The 14,504-nt window shown below is 66.2% G+C and carries 8 protein-coding genes; 3 read left to right on the plus strand and 5 right to left on the minus strand.

What is annotated here, in order from left to right; genetic code table 11:
- Positions 1-181 precede the first annotated feature (181 nt).
- The 3 genes from TSO221_RS25925 (at position 182) to TSO221_RS25935 (ending at position 7,093) form a co-directional block, all read left to right on the plus strand.
- Positions 182-823, plus strand: a complete 642-nt coding sequence (locus tag TSO221_RS25925; protein WP_158284216.1) for a toll/interleukin-1 receptor domain-containing protein — start codon at positions 182-184, stop codon at positions 821-823.
- An 11-nt stretch (positions 824-834) separates the two neighbouring features.
- Positions 835-4,890: a tetratricopeptide repeat protein gene (locus TSO221_RS25930; RefSeq protein WP_109121411.1), complete on the plus strand. Its 4,056-nt coding sequence runs from the start codon at positions 835-837 to the stop codon at positions 4,888-4,890.
- Positions 4,891-5,014: 124 nt separating this feature from the next.
- The gene (locus tag TSO221_RS25935; protein ID WP_158284218.1) at positions 5,015-7,093 is read left to right on the plus strand and encodes a TIR domain-containing protein; all 2,079 of its coding nucleotides are present in this window, start codon (positions 5,015-5,017) and stop codon (positions 7,091-7,093) included.
- 7 nt (positions 7,094-7,100) lie between these two features.
- Here TSO221_RS25935 and TSO221_RS25940 read toward each other — a convergent pair whose 3' ends face one another.
- From TSO221_RS25940 to TSO221_RS25960, 5 genes are all read right to left on the minus strand, one after another.
- Entirely contained in the window at positions 7,101-9,716 is a 2,616-nt protein-coding gene (locus TSO221_RS25940; RefSeq protein ID WP_109121413.1) for a patatin-like phospholipase family protein, read from the minus strand.
- 269 nt (positions 9,717-9,985) lie between these two features.
- Complete coding sequence (locus tag TSO221_RS25945) at positions 9,986-10,441, minus strand: PTS sugar transporter subunit IIA (RefSeq protein ID WP_109121414.1); 456 nt, start codon at positions 10,439-10,441, stop codon at positions 9,986-9,988.
- Between the two features lie 27 nt (positions 10,442-10,468).
- Positions 10,469-11,167, minus strand: a complete 699-nt coding sequence (locus TSO221_RS25950; protein WP_109121415.1) for a response regulator transcription factor — start codon at positions 11,165-11,167, stop codon at positions 10,469-10,471.
- Positions 11,164-13,878, minus strand: coding sequence for a sensor histidine kinase KdpD (locus TSO221_RS25955; protein ID WP_109121437.1), 2,715 nt, complete (start codon positions 13,876-13,878; stop codon positions 11,164-11,166). Before TSO221_RS25955 ends, TSO221_RS25950 begins: the two co-directional genes overlap by 4 nt.
- Positions 13,879-13,889: 11 nt before the next feature.
- On the minus strand, positions 13,890-14,498 hold the full coding sequence (locus tag TSO221_RS25960; RefSeq protein ID WP_109121416.1) for a K(+)-transporting ATPase subunit C: 609 nt from the start codon (positions 14,496-14,498) through the stop codon (positions 13,890-13,892).
- Positions 14,499-14,504: the final 6 nt, after the last annotated feature.

A 14,504-nucleotide genomic window follows, 5' to 3' on the forward strand; every position in this document is an offset into this window, starting at 1 on the left:
CCCTGCGGACCATCTGCCCGAGGCCGCGGCAAGGGGATCGCCGGTCTCGGCTGACCCGGGGGATAACCACCAACCGCAGGCCGCATCTCGCTGTTTGCGTGCTTGCATTTCTGCAGGGGTTCTGCTGCTTATTCAGCAGTGGGTTGTGGGGATCCCGATACGGAACGCTTTAGCCCATGGTATGGTGGACATCGTGGATGGCGCGGCTATGGACATTTATCACTGTTTCATCAGCTATCCGTGCATTCCTTCCATTGAAGGTTTTGTTGAAGACCTGCGCCGCACCCTCATCCTTCACCTGAATCGGCACTTTCCCACCCGGGTTGACGACAAACACGTTTTCCTCGACAGGAAGCGGTTGGAGGCGGGGGAGTTATATGACGAGACCCTGTGCCAGACGATTTGCCGAAGCGTCTGCATGATCGTCGTCTACTGTCCGCAATACGGCAGCCGGAATTATTGCAAGAAAGAGTACAGCGCGATGCGGCTGGTCGAGCACAGGCGGTCGTCGCTGCATCAAAGCAGCAATGGTTTGATTATTCCCTTGGTCGTTGGCGGAAGGGCGGAGGATGTTCCGCAGGAAATAAAGCGCCGACACCATCGCGATTTTTCGCGGTGCCTCATCGGCCGGCCAGGGGTAATGGAAAGCAAGAAATTCAGCGGTTACGTTGACGAGATCGCGACCTATATCCTGGATCGCTATAGAGAACTCGATGGGCATATGCAAAATGCATTTGGATTCTGCAGTGAATTCGAGAGCCTTGAAAGCCTGAACGGGGATGATTGGGCTGAGCACCGCCCTCGCTTTGTCTTTCGTGATTGAGGGGATTGGGCATGGCGGCGGGGAATATTATCACATTCTATTCATACAAAGGCGGCACCGGGCGGAGCATGACTCTGGCCAACATTGCGTGCCTCTTGCTCAAGCAGGGAAAGTCGGTCTTAGCCATCGATTGGGATCTTGAAGCCCCGGGGCTACACCGCTTCTTTGCTCCACTCCTCAAACCAGAAATGGCGGAGGAAGCGCGGCTGAATCAGTTTCCGGGTATTATCGACTTGTTCGAATACCTTGATGACATCGTGCCGCAAGAGGGAAATCCAGAGAATTGGAAGGCAGCAGAGGGAAGCGTCGCCAATCTTCCGCTTCATGAATACTTTCTGCCAGCGGAGACTCCGGGGCTGCACCTAATAAAGGCTGGCCGCTTTGATGACTCCTATCCGAGCCGGATCGCCCGCTTCGACTGGGAAGGCCTGTTCAATCGCTCTCCCTACCTGTTCCACGCCTTCGGCCGTCGCTTGGCCAGCCAATTCGATTATGTGCTGATCGACTCACGCACCGGTCTGACCGACACCAGTGGTATCTGCACCATGCTGATGCCCGACAAGCTGGTCGTTGTGTTCACCACCAACCGACAGAGCTTGCTCGGAATCCAGCGCATGGTCGAGAGAGTGATCGACTATCGCATCACCTCGGGTGATCCGAGGCCGCTTGGCGTCTTTCCCCTGCCATCGAGGATCGAGCCGACCCACCCGGATCTTAAGAAGCAATGGCGGTTCGAGGCTGAAGGCGTCGCCTTCCAGCCGTTGTTTGAGGAACTCTTCAAGAAGATATACGATCTGGAGATGTGCGATCTGACGGACTATTTTAATCAGGTCCAGATCCCGCATGTCCCTTACTATGCCTACGGCGAAACCATCGCGGTGCGCGACGAGCATCCCGACCGGCTGTCGATGACCAGTGCTTATGAGGACTTTCTGGAGCGCCTGATCGTTCAGTTTGCCGCGAGCGACGACCTGGAAACGGCGAGGCGCGAAAACGCCCGGGTGGCGACACGGGAACGGCTGGAGGCGTTGTTCGCCGGCTTGAACGAGGGTGAGCCGGAGCGGGTTCTGGACCTCTTCCTGACCCTGATCGAGTTGAGCGACGAGAACAAGATCCAGGGCGTTCCTCGGCCCATGGACTACTTTTCGTCAGGCGACGAGCAGGGCTGGGTGGACCGGCTGCTGCAGACCGGGGCGCTCCGCCAGGATGCCGGAACGATCACCATCGCCGACGAGGCGCTGTGCGATGACTTCGTGCCGCTCCTGCGCCATGTGAAGGAACGGTGGAACTTGCTGGAAAACCGCCGGCGCACCCGATTCGAGAAGTTGGCCCAGTTGCGCCGCTCCGAACTCAGCACGGCAAGCCACGACGTCTACCTGAGCTGTTCGCACACCGACGAGGCGGAAATCGCGCCGGTGCTTGAGGCACTCCGTCGCCGCGGCGTCTCGGTGTTCCTCAACCGGCAGGACTTTCAGGACGAAGCGGGCATTGCAACAAGGCTGAACGAGGCGCTGGGAACCAGCAAGATACTGGTGGCGTGGTATTCCCGGCACTATGCCATCTCTCGCAACCGTCAATGGGAACTGACGGCCGCCTGCCTCGCCGGAGCGGCGGAAGGATCCGTGTCGTCCCGAGTTGTCGTGATCAATCCCGAAGGTGACGACGCGCACATCCTTCCGCCTGAACTGAGGGACTCACACCTGCTGCGCAAGGACGACGTGGAAGCAACCTCCCGGTGGATCGCGGAGCGTGCGGCGGCGGTGTCCGCACCATTGGGCGCCGTCGTTCCGCTCACGGGCGGGAAATGGCATGGCCCGCGGCGCCTGTCGTCCAGCCGCTTCGTCGGGCGTTCGGTCGAAATGTGGCGGCTGCACGGCATCCTGCGCGGAAGATCCGCGGCCCTCCTCGGGGACAGCCGTGCGAGGACGGTCATGGTGCAGGGCTTGGGCGGCATCGGCAAATCGCTGCTGGCCGAGGAATACGCGCTGCGCTTCAGCATGGCGTATCCCGGCGGGATCTTCTGGCTGAACGCCGCCGGCGACGATTTCGCGCGTCAAGTCGTCGACGTCGCCATGCATCTGGATTTGCCCGTGGCCGACCTGCCGGTCGAGCGGGTCAGGGGGCTGCTGGAACAACACCTGCTGGGCTTGGGGCCGTATCTCTGGATTGTCGACGACCTTCTCAGCACGGCGAACGGCGATGAATTCGTCAAGTGGCTCGCCCCCACCGCCAATGGAAGCACGCTCATCACCACCCGCGGCTCCAAGTTCGAGGGAACCTTCAGCACCCTGTCCCTGAACACGCTCAGCCCAGACGAGGCATTGGCGCTTCTGACACGAAAGCATCCACCGCGCACGGATGGCGAACGTCGCCACGCCGAGGAGATCGCACGGATGCTAGGCAACCACGCCTTGGCGCTCGATGTGGCAGGCTCTGCGGTTGCCCTGATGGGCTACTCGGATTTCCTGGAGCAGTTGGGCGATCAGTCCGCCGACGTCCTCGATCTGGCTGCTGAGATCTCTTTGATAGACGGCCATGAGTCCAGCATCGCCGCGACCCTGTTGCGAAGCGTCGAGCGGCTCGAACCGTCGGGTCTGCAGGTGCTGCAGCTTGCCAGTCTGATCGCGGCGGAACCAATTCCAAACGAATTGATCTTTGCCGTCTTCGCGCGCCTCGAGACGGATGAGAGACGCGGCCGCAGGCAGGCCTTGCGTGCCCTTGCCGCGGTGGAACGCGAGTCCTTGGGCCAGTTCGCCGCCAACCTCGGCCTGCGGGTCCACTCGCTGGTCAGCCGTGCCGTCCGGTACCGGTTCCCGCCCGTGCCCGCGTTGCGGGCAGCGGCGGTGGAGGTGCTGAACACGGTGTTGCAACGGGTTGAAGATGCGCGCGCTCATGCGGGTCTGACCGACTGGCTGCCGCATGCCCGCGCCCTGTGCGAGCAGGCGGAGGATGCCGCGACCATAACCTTGGTCGGTCTGGTTGGTCGGTACGATTTCGAACGCGGCGACTATCGCGCGGCCCGCGCCGGCTGGGAGCGGCAGTTGGAAGCCCGGCGCCGCATTCTGGGCGAGGAGCATCCGCACACCCTCGCGGCCATGAACAATCTTGCTGTGACTCTTTCAAGGTTGGGTGACCTTTCCGCGGCTCGCGCGCTGGACGAGCGGGTGCTGTCCGTCCGCCTCCGCGTGCTCGGCGACGAGCATCCGGAAACGTTGGCTTCGCTGCGCAATCTGGCCTCGACCCTCTCGCTGCAGGGCGATTTGAACGGGGCGCGGATGATTCAGGAAAAGGCTCTGGCAGTGTCCCGCCGGACCTTGGGTGAGGAGCACCCGGATACACTGGTCTCCCTGAACAATCTGGCCTCCATCCTGTCGCAGCAGGGTGACCTGAGCGGGGCGCAACTCGCCCAGGAGCAGGTACTGTCCATCCGCCGCCGGACGCTTGGCGATGAACATCCCGATACGCTGATCTCCACGTCTAATCTGGCCTCCACCTTGTCGTACAAAGGCGACTTCCGTGCAGCGATGGCGCTTCAGGAGTCAGCATTTTATATGTGTCGGAAGGTGCTGGGCGAGGAACACCCGTACACATTGGCGATCATGCACAATCTTGCCGCAACTCTGCGGCATCAAGGTTACCTCGACAGAGCGCGGGAGCTATTGGAGGAGGCGGTTCACATCTGCCGCACGTCGCTGGGCGGGGAGCACCCGGACACGCTGGTTTTTTTAAGCAATTTGGCCTCGACTCTGCGGGAACAGGGCGATTTCTCCGAAGCGCTGGCGCTCCAGGAGGAGGTGCTGGCGCAACGTCGGCAGACCCTCGGCGACGAGCATCTGGACACGTTGTCCACTATGGCCAATCTAGCCATAACCTTGCGGCAGCAAGGCGACCTGGGCCAGGCGCGGGACTTGGCGGCTACCGCCCTGAAGATCAGCGAGAAGACGGGAACGGAGTATCAGAACTCAGTTTCACTTCGCCGCCTGCTGGAGATGATGTCCGATGCCGAATCAGACAGCGCCGACCCGGGGATGGACGTGACGGTCATTCAGCAGAAGGCGCTCGAATAGAAGCGAGCTCCTCGCGGGCCGCGGACGGCGGTCGGGCCATATCGACATGGCAACGGCGCCGCATCGTGTCGTCCATGGCCAGGGACAACCCCATATGATGGACGCAGGCGCTCCGGAGTGTTCGATGACGTACCCCATCCCAATGCAGGTCCACGTTCTCTGGCATCCGGCGAGCGACGCGGCGTGCCGGCCGGTTGCCGAGCGCATCTACGTCGCGCTCAACCGGGACCCCGATCAGCCGCTGTTGCCAGGGGTGGGCATTCCGGTGTTCTTCCGATGCGCCGGCGCCGATCCCCGTGTGCCCACGGGCGTGCCGCGTCCGATCGAGTTGTCCGACACCAAACTCGACCTCCGCATCGCGCTGGTCACCGCCGAGATGATCGAGGACCGCGCCTGGATGGCCTACCTCGACCAATGCCAGAAAGAGGTCGCGGGCAAGGGCCGCAACGCGGCGATGATCTGCTTCGATCTCTCGATGGGCGGTCTCCGGGGGACGCGCCTGTCCGTCCGCATCGACCCCGCCGACCAGCGATTCGAGGAGCGGGTGATGCGGGAGGTTCTGCTCGCCTGCTGCCGGCTGCTGGCGAACCGCCCGCGAAGCGGCGCGGCGGCCGCGCTCGGTGCCGCCCCGATCAAGCTCTTCCTCAGCCACACCAAGCGCGACGAGACCGGCCTGCCGATCGCGGAGGCCCTCAAGCGCCATCTCGACACGTTGACGGTCGAGCGCTTCTTCGACGAGGTGTCGATCACCCCGGGTGATGAACTCAACACGGTGCTGGAGGCCGAGATCCAGGACGCGGCGCTGGTCTGCATCCGCACCGACCGTTATGTCTCCAGCCCATGGTGCCGTAAGGAGTTGGCGCTGGCAAAGCGCCATCGCCGTCCCATGGTGGTGCTGGACGCGCTGTCTCGGCGGGAGCCCCGCTCGACGCCGCTGCTTGCGCACCTGCCGAGTGAACGGGTGACGCCCGATGACCTGAATGGGCCCCGCCTGGAGGGCGTGGTCAACGTCATCGCCCTCGAGATCGTCCGCTTTCTCTACGCCAACCTGCAACTCACCATGCTGCAGCAGGCCAAGCTGGTTCCCGACAGCGCCATCCTGCTCACCCGCCCGCCGGAAGCGCGCGACCTCGCGGCCATCATAGCGGACGCCCGGAAGAAGAAGGCCGGAGGCGCAACGTCCGAACCGCCGGTCCTGCTGCATCCCGACCCCATGATGGCCGCTGAGGAGGCCGACGACCTGGCCCCGTTCGGCGCCACGTTCGTCACCCCGACCAGCCTCTGGCAGAAGCGGCTCGACCATCTTCACCTCGGCCTGTCCCTGTCGCCCGGCGACGCGGCCGAGCAGAAGGCGCTGGGCCTGTCCCAGCACATCGAGGATGCCATGCGCGTGATCGCTCGCCAGACACTGGCGGCCGGCGCCACGCTGCACTACGGCGGTGTCCTGAATGACAAGTCGCTCACCCAAGCGCTGTATGACATGATCGGAGCCTACAATCGCGTAGGCCTTACGCTGCCGCCGCTGGTCAATCACACCCCATGGCCGTGGGACGAGGAGGTCGATGCGAACTGGCGCGTGCTGCGCCAGGACATGCTGACGGTCGAGAGATGCCCGCCACCAGCCGATGCGCTGGCGCTGGGCGACATCCCGGGGCCCGGGCACGTCGGCCGGCTGGCGGCAACGGCGCAGGGCCGTTACGCGCTCGGCCGCAGCCTCGGCGCCATGCGCCAACGGAACATCGACGCGACCGGGGCGCGGGTCGTGCTGGGCGGCAAGCCGCACGGGTTCGTCGGGTTCCTGCCGGGAATCGTCGAGGAGGTGCTGCTGGCCACCCGCGCCGGCCATCCCGTGTATGTGCTGGGCGGCTTCGGCGGCGGCGCCCGCCTGGTGGCCCGGGCTCTGGCCGGCGAACAACCGGACGAGCTGACCCGCGCCTACCAGGAAGCCCGCTCGCCGGACTATGCCGAGACGCTGCGCTACTACGACGCCGTACGGACACGGGAGCCCGCGCTCGGCCTGCCGCCCATCGATTACGCCGCCGTGACGGCCGAACTGAACCGGTACGGACTTTCCGGTCTGTCGGCCGCCAATGGCCTGAGCGAGGAGGAGAACCGCATCCTGTTCACCACGGCGAGCGTCGATGCCGCCGTCCACCTGATCATGCGGGGACTGACGCAGACGCCTCCCCCTCGTCAGGCTTGAAGCCCCTTCAGGTGTCGGGCGGAAGCAGGCTGTCCCCGATGGCGGCGAACCACCGGACGAAATCGACGTGCTCGTCCTGGGCGACCTCTCCGATGATGGCGGGCAGGAACAGTTTTTCCCCGACATGCTCGCCGAGCGAGCGGTAGGCCTCGAACTGCGCCTCCGTGAAGAACTGGTCGGCGGTGGAATGGTGCGGGAAGTCCGGTTCGTCCAGCTTGTAGCGCCGCAGGAACTCGCCTTCGTTCCCGGTCAGCGACAGCTTGAGGTACAGGAGATACCCGGTCGCGTCTTCCTGCTGCAGCGCGTCCTTGGGGTAGCGGATGCGGCAGAAGACGAAGTGCGAGCGGCTGACCCCCTTCGTGTTCAGCCGCAGATCGTTCAGATCGATCTCGATGTCGATGTCAAAATCAATCTTGGCCATCCGCTGCAGGTTCGCCAACCCATGAAAAGTCATGAGCGGGTCCTGTTCACCATCCACGGCGATGATGCATTTGCAGCGGCGGCGCAACAGTTCGTAGACGCCGAGATTCTCGATGTGCCCGCCGTCGGAGACATACAAGTGATCGCCGTTCTCGTGCATGCTCCCGGTCATTTCCTGAGACAGGCAGAGCAGGCCGGGTCGCCGGACCGGGGAGGCCTGTCCTTCGGCCGGCGGCTTCCCCAGCCAGTATCCGAGGCGCACGTTGAGGAGCGCAAGCCAGAACCGGAGGTACGAGGAGGTCGCCAGCCCCATCTGCGACGACACGGCGGCGCCGGAAATGGCCATGACCGTGGCCAGCGTGAGCTTGGGATTGGCCTCCTCCCACCGTCTCGTCGGGATGTAGCCGGTGATCGGGCTGCCGCAGAACGCCGGGCTGAACAGGAAGAAGTCGGTGAGTCGCCCCTGCATGGCCGAGTTCCGCGATCCCGGAACGTTCAGCGCCGCGTTGAACAGCGGATAGGGGCCATTGAAGCCCGGCTCGATGGACGTGAGCTTGACCGGCACTGCGGCGTCGAACGGCTGCTCGCCCGTCGGCGATGCCGCCGGTTGGATCAGAAAAGCGCCGGCCAGCTTGTCACGGTAGTGACGGTGCAGGGACGTGACGTTCACATCCACGAACCACACGAGGCACAGGATCAGGACGCTGAGCGCCAGGCCGATCAGCCCATGCCACCAGCCGCTCACGGGGGAGCCGAGCAGTTGGTAGAATCCCAGTTCACAGGCGATGAGGAACAGCGGGGCCGACACCGACGCCAGGATTGCGAGCACAATCCGCGGCCATCCGGACCGGCGTCCGGACGCAGCGAGGATCACCGGCGCGGCAATCGTGGCGATGGCGGTGATGGTTAGAACGGCCGGCCCGACGCCGTCGGCCGTATAGACGTCGCGCAGCGCGGCCATGCTCCGTCCGAACAGCAGGACGCCCAGCGCCCCTCCTGCCACATACAGGATCGCCAGCGCCAGCCATCGCAGCCAGCCGTCGCCCGCCCGCAGTCTGAGAATTCCCCACAGGACGGCAAGAGCGGCCGGCAGCGCCAGCCAGGACGGGATCGCGGACACCATTGTCCACGAAGGCAGGAGCCCCCGGCCGAGAAATTCGACCGACGCCACCAGGGCAACCAACGCCAGAACGGCTGCGGCATTGAGCGCCATTCCCACGAACATCGAGAGAATCATGGAGAAGCGTTCACCGAGCGAGCCGGTGAGGAGATAGCGGCTGTTGTGGCGTATGTGACGGAGCGCGGCCGATTCCCCGCCTTCGCGAAGGAACGGAAGCTGTTGCGGTTTCAATCCGATCTTGCCGGCGCGCCCGCCCGCCGCCAGGAAGGTGGTCAGGAATGCACCGAGATAGCCTCCCCCCGACACGGTGGAGAGATAATCGATGTGCTTGAGCACATCCCGTTTCGCCAGCGCTGCCAGCACGCCCAGCGAAAAGGTCGCCGAACGGATGCCGCCGCCGGACAGCGCGAGACCTGTCGCGTATCCCCGGGTTCCTGCCTCCTCGTCGGCTTGCTGGCGCCGCTTGATGCAAGCCCGTTCAGCTCTGTTGATCCTCCAGGCCTGACCGGGCGTCAGCGCCCCCACCGGACGGACACCCCAGCGCAGCGGCCCGTTCAGATCGTTGAGGATGGCCGAAGCCAGCGTGGCGTCCGGCGCCGGGGGCGGCGGCTCGCCGTCGCGCATCTCGACCAGCAGCCGGTCGAAGTCGCGCAGTTTCTTCTGAAGAGAGCCGAGTTCGGCGCGGAACTCGTCCGTGGCATCGACGGCACCCAACTCCCCCGCTTGGCTGCGCCAGTGCCACTTCGCGGTGAACGGCCGGACATGCGTGTTCAGCACATGCCAGGCGATCGCCTCGAAGTGCTTGCAGCCGAAGTTCCTGTCGACGATGTCCCGGGCTTTCTCGAACAGCTTGTAGACGCTGTCGAGGGCCGTCGCCTCCACGCCGTCGCTGTAGCCCAACCGCTGGACGGTGATCCGCGACATGATCTGCGTGTGCAGCGCCGCCGCCGCGATCTTGTCGGCTGGCTGAGGAAACCACGTTTCGCCACCCCATTGGGCCAGGAACGCCGCGTCGAACAGCTCGTTCGAGCCGTTGTATTTTTCGAGACGGTCCCGCCAAGTCTGGGCAGCCTGATCTGCCATTGTCATCGGTTGCGCGCTGACGTTGAGAAGCCTCCGCGCAGCATAACAGAAATGGCGGCGTCGTAGAATCGGATACCATTGACGATTTTGCCATTCACCCGCGTGACGGTTCGTCTGGCCGCGTTCACCGCCGCGAAGAACTGGACGCCCGGATCGAAGGCCAGAATCGGTTCCGGATGTTCGGCAGCAGGCGCTCTGTGAACGGCGCCATGAACCGCTCCGGGTTGATGCCGGGGATCGCACGCATCACGACTTTGAAACCGTTCCGGTCACGGGCCGTCTCGTCCAACCAGCGTCGCGTAGAGTGTCTCGGCATCGGTCGTCCGCCGCAGACGGGCCGACACGGCCTGGTCCCGCAGCCGCCGCGAGATGCACGCAAGCGCCTGCAGATGCTCGTTCGCCGCGTGCGGCGGCACCAGGAGCAGGAAGACGAGGTCCACGGGCTGCTCGTCCACCGCATCGTAATCGATCCGCCGCTCCAGACGGGTGAACAGCCCGAAAAAGCATTCGATGCCGGGAATGCGGGCGTGCGGGATCGCCACGCCGCTGCCGACACCGGTTGAGCCCAAGGCTTCCCGCGCTTTGAGAGCCTGCAGGATCGCCGGCTGCGGCAGCCCGGTCGCGGCGGCGGCGCGGCGGGCGAGGTCGGCCAGCAGCGTCGGCTTGTCGCCCGCCGGCAGCTTCGCGATGACGCGGTCGGGGGGCAGAAGGTCGGCAACGTCCATGGCCGCTCTTTCGTTGGACGGCGTGTCTCAATCCGACGCGCGCAGGCGATAGCCGACGCCGGTCTCGGTCTGGATGTGCCAGGGGCGCTCGGGATCCGGTTCGATCTTCTGGCGCAGCTGGCGGATGTAGATGCGCAGGTACTGGATGTCGGTCTCGCCGCCCCAGACCTCCTTGAGGATGAAGCGGTGCGTCAGCACCTTGCCGGCATGCGCCACCAGCAGGCGCAGCAGGTCGTATTCCCTGGGCGACAGCTTCACCTCCACCCCGCGCACCGTGACCAGCCGCCGCACCAGATCGACCGTCAGGTCGCCGCTGCGGAACACCGGCCGCTCGCCCTGCTGCTGCAGCCGGTGGCGCAGCGCGGCCCGGATGCGCGCCAGCAGTTCGTCCACGCCGAACGGCTTGGTCACGTAGTCGTCGGCGCCGAGGTCGAGCGCCTCCACCTTGCCGGCCTCGTCCATGCGGCTGGACAGCACGATGATGGGAAGCGTCGCGCCGTCGGCGCGCAGCCGCCGGATCACCTCCTGCCCGTCCATCATCGGCAGCCCGAGATCGAGCACGATGAGGTCGGGCGTACGGCGGCGCACCTCGTCCAGCGCCCTGGCGCCGTCGTCCGCCTCGGTGATGTCGTAGCCCTGCACCGACAGGCTGGTGCGCAGGAAGCGGCGGATTGAGGGCTCGTCATCGACGATGAGCACCCGCACCGGCGTCGAGTCCGACCTCATGGCGCCATCTCCTCCTCCATCCTGGGCACCTCGGCGGCGGGCGGAAGCGTGAGGGTGAACAGGGCCCCCGCCCGGTCGCGGCGGTTCCCGGCCGCGATGGTGCCGCCCATCGCCTCGACGAAGCCGCGGCAGATGGCGAGGCCGAGCCCGGTGCCCGCCCGCTGCCGGTCCTGCGCGTGAACACGGTAGAACTTGTCGAAGATCCGTTCCAGGTCCGCCGGTGGGATACCGTCGCCCTCGTCCTGCACCTCGATGCGCACGCGGCCGCCCTCGCGCCACGCCCGCACCCCGATGAGCGAGCCGGCCGGTGCGTACTTGGCGGCGTTGTCCAGCAGGTTGAACAGCACCTGCTCGAACAGCACGGAATCGAGCTCCAGCATCGGCAGGTCGGCGGCGAGATCGACCTCGACCCGGTGCCCGGCGAGGATCTTGCCGGCCCGCTCCAGGGCGCTGCCGACCACCTCGGCCAGATCGACCGGCAGGGTGCGCGGCCGGACCGCCCCCGATTCCAGCCGCGTCATGTCCAGGAGGTTGGCGATGAAGCGGTTCAGGCGCTCCGCCTCATCCTGGATCGTCGCCGCAAGGTCCTTGCGGGCCGCCTCGTCGAGCATCGGCCCGTAGCTGTTGAGGCTGGTGGCCGAGCCGAGGATCGAGGCCAACGGCGTGCGCAGGTCGTGCGAGATGGAGGTGAGCAGCGCCGAGCGCAGCCGCTCGGTCTCCGCCGCCAGCCGGGCACGGTCGACGTCCTCGGCGAGGGTGACCCGCTCGATGGCCAGCGCCGCCTGATCGATCAGCGCGTCCAGCAGCCGCCGTTGGTCCGGGGTGAGCAGGGTGCCGGGCTTGCCGGTGTCGATTCCCACCACGCCGACCGCTCCGCGGCCGGTCCGCATCGGCAGGAACAGCCACTTGGCGCCCGGCAGCGTGTCGGCGCCGGCGCCGGCCGGCCGGTTGTTCTCCCACGCCCATTTCGCCGCCGCCAGATCGGCATCCTCGATGACGTCCTCCGGCGGGTAGCCGGCGCGCACCGCCACTGTCTCGCCCTCCGGCAGCAGCAGGACGACCCGCACCTTCAGCATCGCGGCGATCTGGTAGGCGGTGGCCCACAACAGGTCGTCCATGGTGACGACGCCGGCCAGCTTGCGGCTGAACAGGTACAGGTCCTCGGTGGTCTTGGCGCGCTGGCGGGCCGTCACCGCCTGGGCGCGCACGCGGGCCGCCAGGTTGCTGGCGATCACCGCCACCACGGCGAAGAAGAACAGCGCAACGATGTTCTCGGGGTCGGCGATGGTGAAGGTGTGCAGTGGCGGCAGGAAGAAGAAATTGAAGGCCAGCACGCTGGCCAGGCTGGCGTAGAGCGACGGCCCCAGGCCACCAGTGACCGCGCTGGCCAGCACCGCGGTCAGGAACACCAGCGCGATGTTGCTGAGGTCGAGCACCAGCCGCAGCACATGCCCGACGCCGAGCGCCGCCACCACATAGGCGGTGCTCGCCAGATAGGGCCACCACTCGACCGGCTTGCGCGGCGTCGGGGCGGTCTTCACCGTCTTCGGCGGGATCGGCTCGCCGGCGTCGCCGGCGATCACGTGCACGCTGATGTCGCCGGCGCGGCGGATCAGGTCGTGCGCCACCGAACCGTGCAGCAGCTCCGACCAGCGCGGCCGGCCCGACTTGGCGATGACGATGTGGGTGACGTTGTTGGCCCGCGCGTACTCGACGACGGTGGTTGCGACGTCGGCGCCGGGGATCGTCACCGCCTCGCCGCCGAGGCGCTCGACCAGCCGCAGGGCGTCGGCGATGCGGTCGCGTTCGGTCTCGCTGAGCCGCAGCGCCCGCGTCGTCTCGACGTGGACTGCCGTCCAGTGTGCGCGCAGCCGCTCCGCCTGCCGGCGGGCGTAGCGCACCATCGCGGCGACGTTCGGGTCCTCGTTGACGCACACCAGCAGGCGCTCGCCGGCCGCCCAGGGGCCGGATATGGCGTGCGCCTGCATGTGGGTCAGCAACTGCTCGTCCACCCGCTGCGCCGTGCGCCGCAGCGCCAGCTCGCGCAGCGCCGTCAGGTTGCCGGGTGAGAAGTAATGGCGGATCGCGCGCTCCGCCGTGCGCGGCACGTAGACCTTGCCCTCCTTCAGGCGCTGGATCAGGTCGTCGGGCGTGAGGTCGATGATCTCGATGTCGTCGGCGCGGTCGAGGATGGAATCCGGCACCGTCTCGCGAACGCGGACACGAGTTATCTTGGCGACCACGTCGTTGAGGCTCTCGACGTGCTGGATGTTCAGCGTCGTGTAGACGTCGATGTCCGCCGCCAGCAGTTCCTCGACGTCGAGGTAGCGCTTGGCGTGGCGGCTACCCGGCGCGTTGGTGTGAGCCAGCTCATCGACCAGGACGATCCGCGGCCGCCGGGCCAGGATGGCGTCCAGGTCCATCTCATCGAGGACGCGCTCCTTGTACGCGACCTTGCGGCGTGGCACGACCTCCAGGCCGGCGACCAGCGCCTCGGTCTCGCGCCGGCCGTGCGTCTCGACGATGCCGACCACGAGGTCGATGCCCTCGCGGCGCTTGGCGTGCGCCGTCTGCAGCATCTCGTAGGTCTTGCCGACGCCGGGCGCGGCGCCGAGGAAGATCTTGAGCCGGCCGCGCTCCTCCCGCTCGGCCTGACGCAGCAATGCGTCGGGCGAGGGGCGGATGGCGCGTTCGGGCAGTTCGTCCGTCATCATCGGGAAGCCTACCGCCCGGCGGCGGCCGCATCCAGGGCGAGGTTGAGCTTCAGCACGTTGACCGTCGGCTCGCCGAGCAGGCCGAGCAGACGCGGCGCGGTGTGCGCCTCGACCAGCCGGCGGACCTGCTCCTCGGAAAGCCCGCGCGCCCTGGCGACGCGTGGCACCTGGAAGTCGGCTGCGGCCGGCGAGAGATCGGGGTCGAGCCCGCTGCCCGAAGTGGTGACGAGATCGACCGGCACCGGCGCGCTCGGATTCTCCGCCTTGAGCCGCTCGGCGTCGGCCTGCACGCGCTCGACCAGCGCCTTGCTGGTCGGGCCGAGGTTGGAGCCCATCGAGTTGGCGGCGTTGTAGGGAGCCGCCACCGACTTGGCCGGATCCGCCGGATCGGGGCCGGTGGTTGCCGACGGGCGGGGCTGGAAGTAGCGCTCGCCGGTGAAGGGCTGGCCGATCAGCTCGGAGCCGATCACGGCACCGTCCTTCACGATCAGGCTGCCGTTGGCCTGATGCCCGAAGAGGCCCTGGGCGACGCCGGTGACGGCGAGCGGGTAGACGAGGCCGGTGATCACCGTCAGAGCGGCGGTCATCACCAGCGCGGGACGCAGTTCCTTGAGCATGGCAGA

The sequence above is a fragment of the Azospirillum sp. TSO22-1 genome (genome assembly GCF_003116015.1).
Lineage (GTDB): Bacteria > Pseudomonadota > Alphaproteobacteria > Azospirillales > Azospirillaceae > Azospirillum.

Bases quoted from the DNA above. Each gene is read 5' to 3' on its own strand.
- TSO221_RS25925 (WP_158284216.1), top strand. From the start codon at position 182: ATGGTGGACATCGTGGATGGCGCGGCTATGGACATTTATCACTGTTTC.
- TSO221_RS25930 (WP_109121411.1), top strand. From the start codon at position 835: ATGGCGGCGGGGAATATTATCACATTCTATTCATACAAAGGCGGCACC.
- TSO221_RS25960 (WP_109121416.1), bottom strand. From the start codon at position 14,498: ATGCTCAAGGAACTGCGTCCCGCGCTGGTGATGACCGCCGCTCTGACG.
- TSO221_RS25955 (WP_109121437.1), bottom strand. From the start codon at position 13,878: ATGACGGACGAACTGCCCGAACGCGCCATCCGCCCCTCGCCCGACGCA.
- TSO221_RS25940 (WP_109121413.1), bottom strand. From the start codon at position 9,716: ATGGCAGATCAGGCTGCCCAGACTTGGCGGGACCGTCTCGAAAAATAC.
- TSO221_RS25935 (WP_158284218.1), top strand. From the start codon at position 5,015: ATGACGTACCCCATCCCAATGCAGGTCCACGTTCTCTGGCATCCGGCG.
- TSO221_RS25950 (WP_109121415.1), bottom strand. From the start codon at position 11,167: ATGAGGTCGGACTCGACGCCGGTGCGGGTGCTCATCGTCGATGACGAG.
- TSO221_RS25945 (WP_109121414.1), bottom strand. From the start codon at position 10,441: ATGGACGTTGCCGACCTTCTGCCCCCCGACCGCGTCATCGCGAAGCTG.